The organism is Geomonas diazotrophica (assembly GCF_019063885.1).
Lineage (GTDB): Bacteria > Desulfobacterota > Desulfuromonadia > Geobacterales > Geobacteraceae > Geomonas > Geomonas diazotrophica.
The window spans coordinates 3,142,647-3,158,974 of sequence record NZ_CP077684.1; the positions used below are offsets into that span (position 1 = coordinate 3,142,647).

A 16,328-nucleotide genomic window follows, 5' to 3' on the forward strand; every position below is an offset into this window, starting at 1 on the left:
AACGGCAGGGGGAAGCCTCGAGCTCCCGCTGCCGGTCGGTGCATGGTGACGGTGCCGCCGCTAGATCATGCCGGCGATGGCATCGGACACCTGGTACAGCGGCACCGCGGCGTCGACGCTGACCGCGTCCGCGACCGCCTTGGGCATGCCGTAGACGATCGCGGTCTCCTCGGTCTCCACCACGATGCGCCCCCCGGCCTTCTTGATGGCCCGGGCGCCGGCTGCCCCGTCCTTCCCCATCCCGGTCAGCACCACCCCCAGGGCACGATCCCCGCAGACCTCGGCCGCTGAGTCGAAGAGCGCATCGACCGACGGGCAATGCAGGTGCCCGCCGGGGACCGGGTCGAGCCAAACCTGGAGCGCCCCGTCCTTGCGCCGAAGCCGCATGTGCCAGCCGGCGGGGGCAAGGTAGACGTTCCCCGCCACCACCACCTCGCCGTCGCTCGCCTCCCGGACCGTCAGCGCGCTGTGCCGGTCGAGCCGCGCGGCGAGCGAGGCGGTGAATCCGGGCGGCATGTGCTGCACGATGAGGATCGGGCAGGGGGGGGGCTGCATCCGCCCCAAAACCTGCTGCAGCGCGGGGGGGCCGCCGGTCGAGGTCCCCATGACCACGACCTCGGCGCCCTCTCCCTTGGTTCTCCCCCGGGAGGGAGGCGCCGTTCCCGCCTTGCGTGCCGCGGCGCGCAGCTTTTCCAGGTCCACCCCGGCCGCCACCTTGATTTTCCCGGTCAGCTCCTTGGCCAGGGCGCCGATGTCCATGGCCCCTCCCGCGGAGCTCTTGTCGACGAAGTCGACCGCGCCGATGTCGAGCGCCTTCATGGTCTTCTCCGCCCCCTTGCCGGTGAGGCAACTGAACATGATCACCGGCGCGGGACACTCCTTCATGATCAACTCGAGCGCTGAGAGGCCGTCCAGGACCGGCATCTGCACGTCGAGGGTGATCACATCCGGGCGCAGGCTCCTGGCGAGTTCCACCGCGCTCTCGCCGTTGGCGGCGACACCGACCACCTCGATGTCGGGGCTCTTTTCGAACATCCGCAGGATGGCCCGGCGCACGAAGGCGGAGTCATCCACGACCAGGACCCTTATTTTCTTCTGCAAGCCGCCCACGCTGTCACTCCCTCTTCTGATAGATGATGGCGCCCGGAAAACGAAGCGGCAGGTACGACGCCTGCGTCCGTGACAGCGACTCCGAATGCCCCAGGAACAGGTAGCCTCCCGGAGACTGCAGGGCGCCGAAGTTGTCCACCACCCGCTTGATGGTTTGGTCCGCGAAATAGATGAGCACATTCCGGCACAGGATGACGTCGAACTGCTCCCCGGCCGCGCTGTCGGCCAACTCGAGCAGGTTTCCCTGGGCGAAGCTGGTCCATTTCCTCAGGATGTCCCTCACCGCGAACTTGTCGTCCTGGCGTCTCAGGTACCGCTCGACCAGGTGCGGCTCCGTCGCCCAGAAGGCACGCTGCGCGTAGACCCCCTGCCGGGCCGCGTCCAGGACCCGCGCGTCGATGTCGACGCCGGTTATGCGCACGTCCCAGTCCCAGGAGAAGCACCCCGACTCCAAAAGGAGCATGGCGATGGTGTAGGCCTCCTCGCCGCTTGAGCAGCCGGCCGAGAGGATGCGGAGGGTGCGCTCCCCGCGGGCCAGCTTGCGCTCCTTGAGCGCCGGCAGCACCTCCTGCGCGAGGACCGAGAGCTGTCCGGATTCCCTGAAGAAATAGGTTTCGTTGTTGGTGATGAGGGGGACCAGGCGCTGCCACTCGGCGCTTCTCCCCGGTGAGAACTTGAGGTAGCTGTAATACTCGGTGAAGCTCTTCAGCCGCAACTCCTGCAGCCGGGGCGAAAGCTTGGCCGCCAGCCCCCTCTGCGTACCTTCCTCCAGCACCAGGCCGAAGGAGTCCGCCACGAACTCCTTGATAAGCCTGAACTCCTCGGCCTGCATGGCGATCTTCTCCACCATCATCCGAGGTATTCCCGCTGTGCGAAACTCTGCAGGGCCAACTCCGCCCTCGCCCTGACTTCGGCGCTCTGGTCCTCCTTTCTCACCTGGATCAGCCGCTTCAGGGGGAGGGTATCGTAGCAGTGGCACAGCGCGTCGATGCAGGCGAGCCGGACGATCTCGCTTTCGTCGTCGAGGAGCTCCAAAAGCGGCTCCACGCTCTTGACGTCGGCGATCTTCCCGATCACGTCGATGACCCGCTCGCGCAGCTCCGCGCTGTAGCTCTTCTTCATGAGACGGTGCAGCCAGGGGAGCCCGCCGCGCCCGAACGCCACCAGCGCCTCGAAGGCGTGCCTCCCTACCTCCGCGTCGTCGAGCAGCGCCACCAGCTCCGGGACGGTGACGGGGTTGCGCAGCTCCCCGAGGACGGTGATGGCGTGCTTGCGCACCATGGAATCGGCGTCGTTCACCCCCTTGAGCAGCAGCGGGAGCTCACGTCCGCCGCCGATCTTGCCCAGCACGCGCAGGGCCGCGATACGCACGCTCCAGTGGGGGTCGCAGACCGCGTCCTCCACCGCCTTGAGCGATTCCTGGTCGGCCAGCTCGCCAAGGGTATAGACCGCGAGCCGCCTGATGTCGGGATCGGCATGCTTCAGGTAACGCCTGGTGACGAGGTCGGAGGCCTCCCGGTAGGCCAGTTTGCCCAGGGTTTCCACGATGGCGTACTCCAGCTGGCGCGAAACGCCCCGGGATAGGTACTCCACCAGGAAGGCGCCGGCCTCACGCGCACCGATGTCGCCGACCGCGCGGATCACGCAGTAGTCGAGATCCTCGCGTCCGCTCCCCAAAAGGGCCAGGAGCTCGTCCACGAGCATCGGCTCCCCCAGCTCCGCCGCGGCCAGGACAGCCGCCTCGCGCACCGACTCCTCCGGATCGCACAGCGCGCGGCACAGAAGCGGCACGGCCTGGGAGACCTGCTGTTTGCCGATGGAACGCACGAGCTCCGCCCGCACCACGGCCTCGTCATCGAGGCTGAGCAGGCGCAGGTTCTCGACGCCCCCCCCCTGCTTGAGGCACCCCAGCAGCATGGCGGCGCGGCGGCGCGACTGCGGCTCGGGGGAATGCACCAGTTGGGCGAAAAGATCCAGCACAGGCCCCAGGCGATGGCGCGCCAGGGCGAGGGCCGCCTGCTCGGCCAGCTGGTCGCTCCCCTTTGCCAGCATGAGTTGCAGTTGCGGCAAGAGCGACTCGTCGGGGAAGGACTGCAGCGTCTCCAGCACCTCGAGCTGTACCGCCTCCTCGTCCTGTTTGAGAAGGCGCGCCAGTTCCCGCGCGTCGCAGGGGACGCCGACCCAGCGCAGCGCGCGCAGTGCGACCAGCCGGACCGCGGCGCTGTCATGGTGCAGCGCCGCCAGAAGCTCCCCCTCGGCCTGCCTCCCCAGCGAGAGGACGGCGTTCTCGACCACCTGGTGGTTGCGCTCGTCCCCCAAAAGCGCGAAGAAGCCGTCCAAGGCGGAGAGCTCCCCCATCCCCCCCAGCAGCATCGCCGCCGCCTGAGACGATTCAGGGTCCCCCTCTTCCTTGAGGATCGATTTGAGCCGCTCCACGCCGCGGCCGGAAACCAGCTGCCGCAGCCGTTCCTGCTGGGTCCCCACCTCGATGCGGTTTTTGTAGCTCAACTGGTCGTTCAGGCTGTTGTTGATGGACGCCATGGCGCGCGCGACGCTGCGCGCCAGCTCCGGTTCAACGAAGGGGAGGATGCCGCCCAGCGCGTAGAGGGCGCGCTGGTCACCGGCCTTCCCGAGCGCGTCGACCACCGCTGCGCGCAACATTTCGTCGTCGAGCAGCGGCAGCAGGTGCGGCACGGCGCGGTAGTCCCTGAGCTCCCCGATGGCGCAGATGGCGGGGTACTGCAGCCAGAAGTCCCCCTTCAACAGCTCCAGAAGCGGCACCAGCGCGCTGCGGTCGCCGATCTTGCCGAGCGCCTCAGCCGCGGAATGGCTCACGTTGCTGTCCGGGTCGGCGAGCGCCCGGATCAGGTGCTCCACCGCGTCCCGGCTGCCGATGTCCCCGAGCATCACCGCGCTGAAGTTGCGGATCTCCTCGTCATCGTCGTCGGTAAGGAGCCGGCTCAGGCGGGGCACCGCCTCCCCCCCCATCTTCACCAGCACCTCCATGGCGCCGTTTCTCAGGTCGGCGTTGTCGTTGTCGCGAACCGCCGCCTCGAGAGCGGGGTAGATCTCCTCCATCCCCCGGCCGATGATTGCTTCCAGGGCCTCGTACTTGCGTCCTCGTTCGGCGTCGCCGACAAAGAGGAGGAGCTCGGGGAGTGAACGTTCCTGCAAGGGGGGGAACTCGGTGCCAAGGGTGTCATAGGGCAGAAGCATTTTCGACGTTCTCCAATTTCCTGTAGACGAGGCAGGCCGCATCGGGGACCGCAGCGAGGTCGTGGCTGAAAAGGTGCAGCGGCTCGGCGTCGCCGGTGAAGAGGTGCCCCCCCGGGGCCAGGAGCCGGGAGAGGGTTTCCACGAGGAGCTGCTGGCAGCTCGGCGCGAAGTAGATCATCACGTTGCGGCAGAACACCAGGTCGAAGCCGCCCCAGCCGGTGGCGAGCTCCGGGGGTAGCTCTCCCTCCATGAGCTGGTTCAGGTTCAGCGGAATGAAGCGGACCAGCTCCCTCAGCTCTTCCCCCACGAAGGCGCCGCCGGCGGTCGCCGTGAAGTATTTGCCGATCAGGTGGGGGGGGATGTTGTGCAGCCGCTCCGTTTCGTAGAAACCCTCCCGCGCGGCCTTGAGGCAGCTCTTGCTGATATCACCGGCCACGATCTCGATGTCCCACGCCTTGGGGTAGCGCAACCCCTCCATGAGGGTCATGGCCACCGTGTACGGCTCCTCGCCGGTGGAGCAGCCGGCGCAGAGGACCCGCAGCTTCATGACGTTTTCGCCGGCGCCGTTCCCGCTTCCCCCCCACGAGCGCATCATCTCCCGCCCCCGCGCCAGCTCCAGCCCTGGCAGCACCGCCTGCCGCAGGTGCCGGAACTGGTCGGGGTTTCTGAAGAAGAAGGTCTCGTTGATGGTCATCAGGTCGAGCAGGGACGCGTACTCCCCCGGGGTTTGTTCCAGGTGCCCCAGGTAGGAGCGGTAATCCGCGAGACCCAGCTGCGCCAGCCGGGTCTCCAGCCGCTGCCGGAAAAGTGAGAGCTTGCGGGGGCCGAAGTAGAGCCTGCTCCTCTGGAAGACCCGTTCACGTATCCGCTCCAGGTACGGGTCCGGCGCCCCGTCCCGGCAGGCCAGGTTTCCCCCGGTTTCCATCTCAGGCCACCTTGAAGGTCCCAACCAGCGCCGTCATCTCCTCGGCCTGCTGGGTGAGGTTTAGCGCCGCACGCGAGAGCTGTTCGACGGCGGAGAGGTTTTCGCGGGTGATGTCGCTTATGTTGTCCATGGCGACCACGACCATCTCGCCCCCCTTCTTCTGCTCCGCGGTGGCGTTGGCGACGGACTGGGTCATGGCGGTCATGCCGTTCACGGCGGTGACGATCTGGCGCGCGGAGAGGGACTGCTCCCGGGTGGCGAGGGTCACCTGGCTGGTCACCTGGTTCATGTTCTCCACCGCGATGCGGATCTGGCGGCTCCCCAGGGCCTGCTCCTTGGCGGAACCGGTCACCTCCTGGGTGAGCTGGTTCATCCGCTCCACGGCGATCCGGATCTGCCTGCCGCCGGCCGCCTGCTCCCGGGCTGCGTTGGCCACCACCTCCGAAGCCCCGCTCATCTGCTCCGCCGCCCTTATCACCTGGTTGGAGGCGTTGGACTGCTCGGCGGTCATGCGGGCGATGTCGGACATGAGGGTGCTGGTGCGCTCGATGCTGGAGACGATGTTCTCCAGCGAGTTCCCGGCCAGGGTGATCAGCTCCATGGAGTTCTTCGCCTCCTGCGAGGCGATCTCGCCGTACTTCACCGACTCGCCGGTATCTGCCTGCACCTGGCGGATCACGAGGGCGATCTCCTTGGTTGCCCCCATGCTCCGCTCGGCGAGCTTTCTCACCTCGTCGGCCACCACGGCGAAGCCGCGCCCCGCGTCGCCGGCGCGCGCCGCCTCGATGGCCGCGTTCAGGGCGAGCAGGTTGGTCTGGTCGGCGATCTCGCCGATCACCTTGACGATGTTGCCGATCTCCTCGGAGCGCCGCCCGAGGGTCAGGATGGAGTCCGAGGTCTTCTCGATCACCCGGGCCACGCGCTCCATGGCGGCGACCGCCTGCTGCCCCGCCTCGAGGCCGGCGCCCCCCTCCTTGGCCGCCCCCTTGGCCACCTGGTCCGCTTCCTCCACGTTCCTCGCCACCTGGCGGATCGACGCGGCCATCTCCTCGATGGTGGAGGACGAATCGCCCACCACCTTCTGCAGCTCCTGGGAGTTGGCGGCCACCTGGTCGATGGAAACGGCGATCTGCTCCATGGTGGCCGAGGTCTCGGCGACCGAGGACATCAGCTCGTCTGCGTTTTGGGCCACGTTTTCTATGGAGATGGTCATCTGCTCGATGGTGGCCGAGGTCTCGGCGACCGCGCTCGCCATCACGTCGGCGCTCTTGGCCACCTGCTCGCTGGAGGCCCCGAGCTCCTCGATGGAGGAGGAAACCTCGTCCGCGTTGGCGGCCAAAGCATCGGCGTTGCCGGCGACGGTCTGGATGGAGGCGGCCATCTGCACCATGGTGGCCGAGGTTTCCTCGGTGGCCGAGGCCTGGCCGTGGGCGGACTTCGTGAGCTGCTGCGTGTTGGCCGAGATCTGTCCGGCCGCGGAGGCGACCTCACCGGAGGTGCCCCTGATCTTGCCGATCATGGCCATGAGGTTCTGCACCATGATCTGCATGGCGGAAAGGAGCTCGCCCACCTCGTCCTTCGAGTTCACCTCGACCGCCACGGTGAGATCCCCCCGGGCCACGGTCTTCGCCACCTCGACCGCCGCGTTGATGGGCACGGTGATGCTGCGGGTGATCAAAAAGCTCACCAGGATCCCCGCGATGAGGCTTACCAGGATGCTGGAAATGACCAGGAGCGTCACGTGGCGGGAGAGGTCGATCATGACCTTCTCCTTGCTGTCCATGCGCTGGTTGCTCTCGTCGGCGATCTCCTTGGAGACCTCCTCGAACTTGTGGATCCCCGCCTTGTACGGCTCGATGGCGGCGTTGGCCTGGGCCGGGCTCTTGATGCGACCCGCCTCTATCCCCTGGTAGATCTTGTTGAAACCGGCCTCGTAGGCGGAGAGCTCCTCCCTCATCGCCTTGACCGCGTCCTTTTCCTTCGGCAGGACAACGATCTTCTCCAGGTCCTTCAGGCGGTTCAAAAGGTGGTCGCGCTGTTCGCCCCACTTGCCGAGGTATTCCTTCTCGTGCTCGCGGCTGCCGATGTTCAGGAAGAGGTCCTTCTCGTAGCGCCGCATCCCCACCACGTTGGCCCGCGCCCGGGAGGCGTGTTCCGAGATGGTGGCGTCCCCCTGCAGCATGGCGATGGTGGTCTGGGTGCTTTCCTTCACCCCCCAGTAGCCGGTGCCGCCGACCGCGACCACGATGAGCAGCATGACGCCGAAACCAAGGCCGAGCCGGCCCCCTATGCGAACGTTCTTTAACATCTCCTTCTCCTTTACTGGTAGTGCCCCGTGCTAGAGCAGCAGTGCGCGGTTGAGGTTCAAAATGATGATCAGGCGGCCGTCGAGTTTCCCCATGCCGTTTATGTAGCTGGCCTCGGGGGTGGTGGCGTCCTCGGGCATCTCCTCCACGAGGCTCGTCGAGAACTGGATCACCTGGCGCACCGAATCGACCAGCATCCCCAGGCGCTTCTCGCCCAGTTCCACCACCACGATGCGCTGCTCCTCGTTCTCCTCGATGTCGGGACGGGAAAAGCGCCGGCGCAGGTTCACCACCGGGATGATCTTGCCGCGCAGGTTGATGACCCCGCTTACGTGCCCGGGTGCGCCGGGGACCTCGGTGATGCCCCCTCCCCGGATGATCTCCTGCACGCTGTTGATGTCGACCCCGTACTCCTCCTTGCCCAGCCTGAAGGTGACCAGTTGCAGCGTCCCCCCTCCCTGTGCCAAGGAGTCGCCCACCGTGCCCCGGTCCACCTCCTCCTGCGCCTGTTCGATGAACCGGGCCAGCACGTCCTCCGCGAGCCCGGAGCTTGGGAGGATAAATTGCTCTGCCATGCCTGTCTCCTTTGCGATAACTCTTTACGCCTTACGGGGTCAGCGCCCCAGAATCGAGGGTATGTCGACGATGAGCGAGACCCTGCCGTCACCGAGCACGGTGCCGCCGGAGATCCCGGGGAGCTCCCCGAGGTAGTCGTCCAGCCCCTTGATGACGATCTCCTGCTGGCCGACCAGCCGGTCCACCACGAGCCCCCCCTTCTTGTCCCCGCTGGCAACAACCACCACGTACTCCTGCTCCCTTTCTCCGCCGCTTTCCCGACCGAAGAAGCGGTCCAGCCGGTACAGGGGGAGCACCCGGTCGCGCAGCATGATCACCTCGCCGTTTCCGGTGTCGTGGCACTCTTCCCCCTGCACCTGGACGCTCTCCAGGACCCCGGAGAGCGGCACCGCGTAGGTCTCGCCCGCCACCTCCACCATGAGGGCGGAGATGATGGCGAGGGTCAGGGGGAGCATCATGGTGAAGGTGGTGCCGCGTCCCACCCGGGATTCGATCTCGATGATGCCGTTTAGGGAGGAGACGATCTTCTTGACCACGTCGAGCCCGATGCCACGGCCGGAGGTCTCGGTCACCTCGCTCCTGGTCGAGAAGCCGGGGACGAAGACCAGCTGCAAGAGCTCCGCCTCGCTCATCGCCTGGGCCGCTTCCTGCTCCAGCACGCCGCGGGCGACCGCCTTCTTGCGGATCTCCTCCGGGTCCATGCCGCGCCCGTCGTCGCAGACCTGGATGACGATGTGGTTGCTCTCGTGGCGTGCCCTGAGGGTCAGGGTGCCGCAGGCCTCCTTGCCGCGGGCGCGCCGCTCGGCGGGGGTCTCCAGGCCGTGGTCCACGGCGTTTCTGATCAGGTGCAAAAGGGGCTCGCCGATCTCGTCCAGGACCGTCTTGTCCAGCTCGGTCTCCTCCCCTTCCAGCTTGAGGCGCACCTCCTTGCCATGGGCGAGCGAGAGGTCGCGCACCAGGCGCTGGAAGCGTTGGAACACGCTCTTCACCGGGAGCATGCGCACCTTCATGATGGACTGGCGCAGGTCGTCGGTGCTCTTGCCGATCAGCTGGCTGGTCTCGTTGAAGGCGTTCAAAAGCTCCCGGTCGGACACCTGCTCGCGCAGGCGCTTTTCCAGGGTGGCAAGCGCCGTGCGCTGGATGACCAGTTCGCCCATGAGGTTCAAGAGCTCGTCCAGCTTCTCGAAGTTCACCTTGAGGGTGCTGCTTTTCTGGGTGATGTAGCCGAACTCCGCCGGCGCGGCGGAACGGGAAGGGAGGGGCTCGGGAGTCCCCTCGGACGTCGCCTCGGCCGAGGCCCGGGTAACGGAGTGGGGCGCGGCGCGCAGCGCCTCGAGAGCGGCCTCTTCGACGGCGAAGTCGAAGCCGACGTCGGGGGTCTGGGCGAAGCGGAACAGGGCCGAGCGGAGCGCGTTGATGCCGCCGTAGAGCGCACCGAAGAGCGCGCCCCCCAGGGTGAGCGTGCCGGCGCCGGTCTCCTTCATCACCTCTTCCAGCCGGTGCACGTACTGCTGCAGCGGGGAGAGCCCCATCATCCCGGAGTTCCCCTTGAGGGTGTGCAGGTGCCCCTGGATCAGGGTGACCAGTTCGCCGTCGCATCCGGCCGGGGCGCGCCGCTCCAGCTCCAGGAGGAACCCCTCCACCGCGTCCAGGTGTCCGCCGGCGTCCTCGACGAAGTCACCGATCAGGGCTGAAAAATCACACTCACCGCTCAAGTGCCATCTCCTCGTCCGGCTCGATGCCGGCCCCGCCCGCCTCTATCACCCGTACGATCACGTCGTGCAGCTGGCTCGGCGTGAAGGGCTTGGTCAGGTAGCCGCTGGCCCCCAGCCTCAGCCCCTGGACGGTGTCCGCCTCCTTCCCCTCGGTGCTTACGATGACCACCGGGACCCGCTCGGTCAGGCCGAGCACCGAGGCCTTCTCCAGGAACTGCACCCCGTTCATCACCGGCATGTTGATGTCCAAGAGCACGAGCTGCACGTCCTCCTGCCGCGCCAGGATGTCGAGCGCCTCCTGCCCGTTGCGGGCATCGACGACCTCGCACCGGTAACGCGCCAGGACCAGGTGGTACATCTGGTGGATCAGCGCCGAATCGTCCACTACGAGAACCTTGTTCAGCATCATCTCATTCCCTTTCCATGTTTCCGGCCGGCTGCGGTGCCGGCGCCGGCGAGCTGCCGCTGGATTACAGGGTGTTGGCGCAGCGGCGCTGATCGAAGTCGGCAACCTCGCCTGAGGGAAGCATGAGCTTAGCGATCAGCTCGTGCAGCAGGGTGGGGTTGAAGGGTTTCTTCACGTACCCCTTGGCGCCCAGCTGCAGGCCGCGGATGGTGTCGCTTTCCTTCCCTTCGGTGCTGATGATGACCACGGGAATCCTGCTGGTGAAGCCCAGCGCGCCGGCCTTCTCCAGAAACTGCACCCCGTTCATCACCGGCATGTTGATGTCGAGCAGGATGAGCTGGACCCCCTGGTGGCGTTCCAAAAGGTCGAGCGCCTGCTGTCCGTCCATGGCGTCGAGGATCTCGCAGCTGTAGCGGTTCAGAACCAGGCGGTACATCTTGTGGATCATTTCCGAATCATCGACTACCAGCACCTTCTTAAGCATCGTGCACCTCGTTTTCTTTCCTTTATCCTTCTCCTTGCCATGCCCCCACGTGACTCAAGGGGGAAAGCGACAAAGCAGCCTGCCGGGCAGGGAGTTCATCCCGGACGTTCCAGCTCTGGCAAGCGCCGTGCCAGCACCGAAAAAAATGAAGAACTCCCTGTTTACGGCGCTTGCAATGAATACAAAGTGGGGGGGGGGGCGTTGCGGTCAGCAAGGTTTCTTGACGGCGCGAGGGTAGACGCGGGAATTCGGCTTATGTGACGGAGACTTGCGGCGGCGAGCAAGAAAACTTTACAGGGCAAGATTTCTTGCCCTGTAAAGGGGATGCGAAAGGGCGGGGAGCGGTTTTTTCGGGGTGAAGCGGGAAAATAGTGGCGTTATTTTTTGCTAATCCTCTGATTGAGCGCCTGGCGGCTGATGCCCAGGAGTTCCGCGGCGGCCCTCTGGTTCCCCCCCGAGCGCTTCAGCGCGGCCTCGATCAGGCTCTGGGTGAGCTGCGCCAGGGTCGGGAAACCTGCGGTGAGGTTCAGCCATTCGCCCCCCTCGTCGGGACCGGGGGCCAGGGCCGGGAGCCCCACCCCGGTGGCGTCCCGGAAGGGGGCCAGGGAAAGCTTCCCCCTCTGGTGCCGGGTCACCACGTCGAAGACCAGGGCGCGCAGCTCCCGGACGTTGCCGGGGAAGCTGTAGCCGGCCAGGAGGCTCGCCAGCTCGTAGGGGTACTCCGGGACCTCCTTGTGCAGCGTGTGGGCCGCCTCCTCCACGAAGGTCTCCAAAAGGAGCGGGATGTCCTCGGTCCGCTCGCGCAGCGGGGGGATGTGCACCTGGTGGGCGCAGAGCCGGTAGTAGAGATCGCGGCGAAAGCTCCCCTCGCTGATGGCGGCGGAAAGGTCGCGGTTGGTCGCCACCACCACGCGGGCCTGGTTGGCGGAGGCGACGTCGGCCCCCAGCGGGTAGTACTCCCCTTCCTGCAAGAGGCGCAGGAGCTTCACCTGGGTGGGGAGTGACATCTCGCCGATCTCGTCGAGAAAGAGCGTCCCCCCCGCGGCGCGGACGATCATGCCGTCGCGCGCGTGGTCGGCGCCGGTGAAGGCCCCCTTCTTGTGCCCGAAGAGCGTGTCGGAGAAGACGTGGTCATCGACCCCGGCGCTGTTCACGGGGACGAAGGCACCCCGGCGACCGCTCAACTCGTGCAGGGCGCGGGCGATCAGTTCCTTGCCGACCCCGGTCTCTCCGGTGATCAGCACCGGCTGTTCGGTGGGAGCCACCGCCTCCAGGTAGCTGAAGATCGCCTTCATGCGCGGGCTCCTGGTCTTGACGCCGGAGAAGGCCTCCTCGTTGGCGGGCCTGCCGCCCAGAAGCGACTCGCGCAGCGACTCGATCTCGCGCTGCATGGTGTTGCGGTCCAGCGCCTTCCTGACGCTGGTGACGAAGCGGGTGGCATCGACCGGTTTGACGATGTAATCGAAGGCGCCCAGCTTCATGCAGTCGATGGCCGTATCGAGCTCGTTAGCCGCGGTGACGATGATCACCGGGACCCCCGGGTAGCTGCAGCCGAGTTCCCCGAGCATCTCCTTGCCCGAGATGTACGGCATCTGCAGGTCGAGGACGATCACCCCCGGCTCTTCCTCGGCCAAAAGGGGCAACAGCTGGCGGATGTCGTCCAGCGTCCTGACCCGTCCCAACCCCGCCTGCCTCAGCATCACCGAAGACCCGAACAGAATGTGGGGCTCGTCGTCCACCAGCAGGATCAGATCCGCTGCGTCCCTCTTGTTTCCCCGTGCTGACATGTGCGCTCCGCGTCCGTCCACAATCCACTAATGCTAATAGTCAAATGAGTGTTTGCCAGCTTATCGTCAAAATGTTAAAAGCAAAAGAGTTTTTTTTCGCACCGATTCCCATGGCGCCCCCCCCTGCGGGGAGCCCAGCGCGAGGAGCCCCGTGCCCACCCACCGTTTTCGCAGGATACTGTCGCTGCAGTCGACGCTTCTGGCCGTGATCCCCTTCCTGCTGGTCGTCTTTTTGAACGTCTTCCTGCTGCTTCCCCACATCAGCGAGGACGTGGCGACGGGGCAGCGCGAACTGGCACGGGCGTTCGGGGTCGCCATGGACAACTACCTCTCCGCGGCGCTCACCGACGTCAAGGCGGTGGCCGCCCTCCCCCTGCACAGGCCCGCTTACCAAGCGGACCTGCAGGAGATCCTCGATGCCGAGGTCGAGGCATCGGCGTCGCTCAACCTGCTCTACACGGTCCTCCCCGACGGACACATCGAGGCGGTCGGGATCCGCAAGGACCACCGCCACACCCAGCAGGACCACCGGGCCCTGGAGAGGGCCAGCCTGGCCCAGGAACAGCTCTTCCGCGACACCCGCCGCGTCGGGGACGCCGTCTGGTCCAACACGTTCGTTTCCGCATTCGGGAAGGGAACCTCCATCGCGGTCGGCGTCCCGAGCGCTGACCTGGTCCTGATCGGAGAGGTCGACCTGGCGAAGCTGGTTCGTTCCATGGGGGACATCGTCGGGAGCGCCGGGCAGGCGATCATCCTGATCGACCGCAACGGCCAGTTGATCGCCCAGCAGGGTGGCCCCGCCCTGTCCCCTCCCCCCTTCATGGGTGACATCCCGCTCGTGCGCCGGGGACTCCTCTCGGACCGGCCGGTGAGCGGCGAGTTCAGGCTGCGGGGGCAGGCCCTGGTTGGCACCGTGATGAAGTCCACCCATATCGGCTGGTACGTGCTGGTCGCCCAGCCGGTGCAGAGCGCCTACCGCTCCGTGGTCATCACCACCCGCAACGTGGCGGCCGGGGCGCTTGCCGCCCTCCTCCTGGCCCTCCTCGCCTCGCTCTTTCTGGCCCGCCGCCTCTCGCGCCGCCTGGAGGAGCTGGCCAGCTTCGCCCGCAGGGTGGCCGGCGGCGAGAGTTCTCCCCCTTGGCACAAGGGAGAGATCGCCGAGGTCGAGCAGCTGGCGGGCGACCTGCAGAGCATGGGGGACGAGATCCGGCACCGGGAGCAGCAGCTCATGGAGAGCGAGAGGCTTTTGCGCTCGGTCACCGACCACGCCTTCCATTACCAGGGGCTCCTCACACCCGACGGCACCCTGGTCGACGCGAACCGCACCGCACTCGCCCTGGTCGGAGCCGAGAAGGAGGCCGTCCTCGGCGTCCCCTACTGGGACACCCCCTGGTGGCGCCACGACCCGGAGCTGCGCGAACGGCTGCGCGCGTCGATAGCCACCGGCTGCCGGGGCATCCCGACCCGTTTCGAAACCACCCACCTGGACCAGGCGGGAGAGGTGCACCACGTCGACTTCTCCCTCTCCCCGATCCGCGACGAGGCGGGGTCGGTCATCTACCTGATCGCCGAGGGGCGCGACATCACCGACTTCGCCCAGGCCAAGAGCGAGCTCAAGGAGAGCGAGGAGCGTTTCTACCAGGTCTTCGTGCAAAACGACGATCCCGTCATCCTCATGAAGCTGGAGACGCTGCAGGTAATCGACGCCAACCCCGCGGCGCTCTCGCTCTACGGGCTGCGCCACGAGGAGCTCCCCTCCCTGCGGATGGACGCCCTCATCGCCTCGGCGGACCTGCAGAAGATCAGGGAGGAGCTCGCCCAGCACCACGCCTCGCAGGGGTTCCTGCAGCGGGCGGTGAGCTACAAAGCGGGGGGCGAGAAGATCGTCATCTCCTTGCGGGGCACGAGGATCAGGCTCAAGGACGAGGAGTTGCTGCTCTGTTCCATCCGGGACATATCCGACAAGCTCCGCCTGGAGCAGGAGATCCGGGCCACCCAGGCCAAGCTGATCCAGACCAACAAGATGACCTCCCTGGGGATGCTGGTTTCAAGCGTCGCGCACGAGATCAACAACCCCAACCACTGCATCTCCATCAACAACACCGTGCTGACCCAGATCACCCGGGACTCCCTGGCCCGGTTGCGGGCGCTCAGGGAGGCGGAGGGAGAGTTCGACCTCGGTGGGTTCCACTACGACGAGGTCCTGGACATGGTCCCCAAGCTGCACGACGGCATCCGGGAGGGGTCGCTTCAGATCGACAAGATCGTGCGGGACATGAAGAACTTCAGCAAGCCCGCCGAGCTGGACATGCAGGGGAGTGTCGACTTGAACCGGTCGCTGGAAAACGCCGGCGCCATCCTGTGGCACCATATCCAGCGTCACACCGATCGCTACCGGATGGAGCTCGAGCGAGACCTCCCCGAGGTGCAGGGAAGCCAGCAGCAGATCGACCAGGTGGTGATCAACCTGGTCATGAACGCGCTGCAGTCGTTACCCGACAAGAACAGCGGCGTCGTGGTGGCGACCTGGTACGATGCCGAGCGGAAGACGGTGAACCTGAGCGTCGAGGACGAGGGGGATGGCATGTCCGAGGAGGTGCTCTCGCGGCTTACCGAGCCCTTTTTCACGATGAGGATCAACAAAGGGGGTACCGGGCTCGGCCTGTACATCTCTTCGTCCATCGTCAAAGAGCATGGCGGCAGCCTGGATTTCGAGTCCGAGCCGGGCAAGGGGACCAAGGTGACGGTTCGCCTCCCGGCGCTGGCGGCCTCCGGGGACTGAGGGGCTCCCGGATCGCAGGGCAAACGGATAACTAAGTTTAAAAAATATCCAGATCAGGCAAAAGCCCAAGGCAGGAAGACAGTGACGTCGGCCCAGTCACACAACGAACTCCGACACGAAAAAAGGCTTACCCCGTGAGAGGTAAGCCTTTTTTCAGTACTGCGAGGTCCGGCAAGTCGCCGGGCCCGTTCTGCCCCGCTAGGGAGCAGCCGGGGAAGCGGCCTGTCCCGCGGTTTGCTGCATGGTGGGGGCCTTGTCCTTCATCGACTGCGGCATAGACGTCTTCGCCTTAGTCGCTGGCATGGTTGTATGAGTACCCTGGTGTCCGCTGGCCATCCCGCTCGATGCAGCGCCGGACTTGCCGACATTCATTGCTGCGCCTGTGCCCGCACCGACACCGACACCGGCACCGGCACCGGCACCCGCACCGGCACCCGCACCGGCACCCGCGCCGGTTCCCGCGCCGTGACTGGCGCCGTGGCCGGAGCCCCCTCCCATCCCCCCCCGGGCCATGCCCTGGGTGGCAAATGAAAGCATGGTAAGCGCGGTCACCGCATAAATCGCCAACGTTCTTTTCATGGGTTATTCTCCTTCGAAGGGATTGTTGCTGCTGCCTCTGTTTCTACACAAGCCATGCCATGAGCGCCGAGCTTCGCCGCCGCGTGTGATTACCGACAGTTGCAGCAGCCACCCTGGACAGCCCCCCCAAAAGTCGGTGCAAAAAGGTTCACCTTGCAGTGAACCTTTTTGCACATAAAAGCCGTTACGCCGGAACGTCTTTGCAGCGCCTTGCCCTCCGGCATCCTTTTTCACCACTTTACCACCGGGTTCTCCAGCACCCCGATGCCGTCGATCTCGATCCGCACGGTGTCCGCCTGCTGCAGGTAGCGCGGCGATTTGAAACCTACCCCGACGGCCGAAATGGGGTTGGGTTAAATCGCTGACGGATGTCTCAAAGTTCTTAGACGCCTCCTGCGCAAAAATCAGTTTCGGCAACCTCTCTATTGGTTTCCGCACGAAA

At 65.9% G+C, this 16,328-nt stretch carries 12 protein-coding genes; 1 reads left to right on the plus strand and 11 read right to left on the minus strand.

Annotated elements, in window-relative coordinates; all coding sequences use genetic code 11:
• Positions 1–60: 60 nt before the first annotated feature.
• The 10 genes from KP003_RS13650 to KP003_RS13695 form a co-directional block, all read right to left on the minus strand.
• Positions 61–1,110: a protein-glutamate methylesterase/protein-glutamine glutaminase gene (locus tag KP003_RS13650; protein WP_217299704.1), complete on the minus strand. Its 1,050-nt coding sequence runs from the start codon at positions 1,108–1,110 to the stop codon at positions 61–63.
• A 4-nt stretch (positions 1,111–1,114) separates the two neighbouring features.
• Entirely contained in the window at positions 1,115–1,963 is an 849-nt protein-coding gene (locus KP003_RS13655; RefSeq protein ID WP_216499542.1) for a CheR family methyltransferase, read from the minus strand.
• Positions 1,960–4,326 (minus strand): HEAT repeat domain-containing protein, encoded by a 2,367-nt coding sequence (locus tag KP003_RS13660; RefSeq protein WP_217299705.1) that lies wholly within the window; start codon positions 4,324–4,326, stop codon positions 1,960–1,962. The genes KP003_RS13655 and KP003_RS13660 overlap by 4 nt, the downstream gene beginning before the upstream one ends.
• Positions 4,310–5,251 (minus strand): CheR family methyltransferase, encoded by a 942-nt coding sequence (locus tag KP003_RS13665; protein WP_216499544.1) that lies wholly within the window; start codon positions 5,249–5,251, stop codon positions 4,310–4,312. Before KP003_RS13665 ends, KP003_RS13660 begins: the two co-directional genes overlap by 17 nt.
• 1 nt (position 5,252) lies before the next feature.
• Positions 5,253–7,559 (minus strand): methyl-accepting chemotaxis protein, encoded by a 2,307-nt coding sequence (locus tag KP003_RS21495; RefSeq protein WP_217299706.1) that lies wholly within the window; start codon positions 7,557–7,559, stop codon positions 5,253–5,255.
• Positions 7,560–7,589: 30 nt separating this feature from the next.
• Complete coding sequence (locus tag KP003_RS13675; RefSeq protein WP_216499546.1) at positions 7,590–8,132, minus strand: chemotaxis protein CheW; 543 nt, start codon at positions 8,130–8,132, stop codon at positions 7,590–7,592.
• Between the two features lie 39 nt (positions 8,133–8,171).
• Positions 8,172–9,848 carry a chemotaxis protein CheA gene (locus tag KP003_RS13680; protein ID WP_217299707.1) on the minus strand — a complete coding sequence of 559 codons (1,677 nt, stop codon included), beginning with the start codon at positions 9,846–9,848 and terminating at the stop codon, positions 8,172–8,174.
• Complete coding sequence (locus KP003_RS13685; protein WP_239027534.1) at positions 9,838–10,257, minus strand: response regulator; 420 nt, start codon at positions 10,255–10,257, stop codon at positions 9,838–9,840. Before KP003_RS13685 ends, KP003_RS13680 begins: the two co-directional genes overlap by 11 nt.
• Positions 10,258–10,318: 61 nt before the next feature.
• On the minus strand, positions 10,319–10,738 hold the full coding sequence (locus KP003_RS13690) for a response regulator (RefSeq protein WP_216788792.1): 420 nt from the start codon (positions 10,736–10,738) through the stop codon (positions 10,319–10,321).
• Between the two features lie 377 nt (positions 10,739–11,115).
• Positions 11,116–12,525 carry a sigma-54-dependent transcriptional regulator gene (locus KP003_RS13695; RefSeq protein WP_216499549.1) on the minus strand — a complete coding sequence of 470 codons (1,410 nt, stop codon included), beginning with the start codon at positions 12,523–12,525 and terminating at the stop codon, positions 11,116–11,118.
• Positions 12,526–12,676: 151 nt separating this feature from the next.
• On the opposite strand from KP003_RS13695, the gene KP003_RS13700 reads away from it, so the two are divergent.
• Entirely contained in the window at positions 12,677–15,307 is a 2,631-nt protein-coding gene (locus KP003_RS13700; RefSeq protein ID WP_217299708.1) for a PAS domain-containing sensor histidine kinase, read from the plus strand.
• Between the two features lie 198 nt (positions 15,308–15,505).
• Here KP003_RS13700 and KP003_RS13705 read toward each other — a convergent pair whose 3' ends face one another.
• Positions 15,506–15,886 carry a hypothetical protein gene (locus KP003_RS13705; RefSeq protein ID WP_217299709.1) on the minus strand — a complete coding sequence of 127 codons (381 nt, stop codon included), beginning with the start codon at positions 15,884–15,886 and terminating at the stop codon, positions 15,506–15,508.
• Positions 15,887–16,328: the final 442 nt, after the last annotated feature.

Coding starts and splice junctions, on each gene's coding strand:
- KP003_RS13675 (WP_216499546.1), bottom strand. CDS start 8,132: ATGGCAGAGCAATTTATCCTCCCAAGCTCCGGGCTCGCGGAGGACGTG.
- KP003_RS13685 (WP_239027534.1), bottom strand. CDS start 10,257: ATGATGCTGAACAAGGTTCTCGTAGTGGACGATTCGGCGCTGATCCAC.
- KP003_RS13705 (WP_217299709.1), bottom strand. CDS start 15,886: ATGAAAAGAACGTTGGCGATTTATGCGGTGACCGCGCTTACCATGCTT.
- KP003_RS13695 (WP_216499549.1), bottom strand. CDS start 12,525: ATGTCAGCACGGGGAAACAAGAGGGACGCAGCGGATCTGATCCTGCTG.
- KP003_RS13655 (WP_216499542.1), bottom strand. CDS start 1,963: ATGATGGTGGAGAAGATCGCCATGCAGGCCGAGGAGTTCAGGCTTATC.
- KP003_RS21495 (WP_217299706.1), bottom strand. CDS start 7,559: ATGTTAAAGAACGTTCGCATAGGGGGCCGGCTCGGCCTTGGTTTCGGC.
- KP003_RS13690 (WP_216788792.1), bottom strand. CDS start 10,738: ATGCTTAAGAAGGTGCTGGTAGTCGATGATTCGGAAATGATCCACAAG.
- KP003_RS13660 (WP_217299705.1), bottom strand. CDS start 4,326: ATGCTTCTGCCCTATGACACCCTTGGCACCGAGTTCCCCCCCTTGCAG.
- KP003_RS13665 (WP_216499544.1), bottom strand. CDS start 5,251: ATGGAAACCGGGGGAAACCTGGCCTGCCGGGACGGGGCGCCGGACCCG.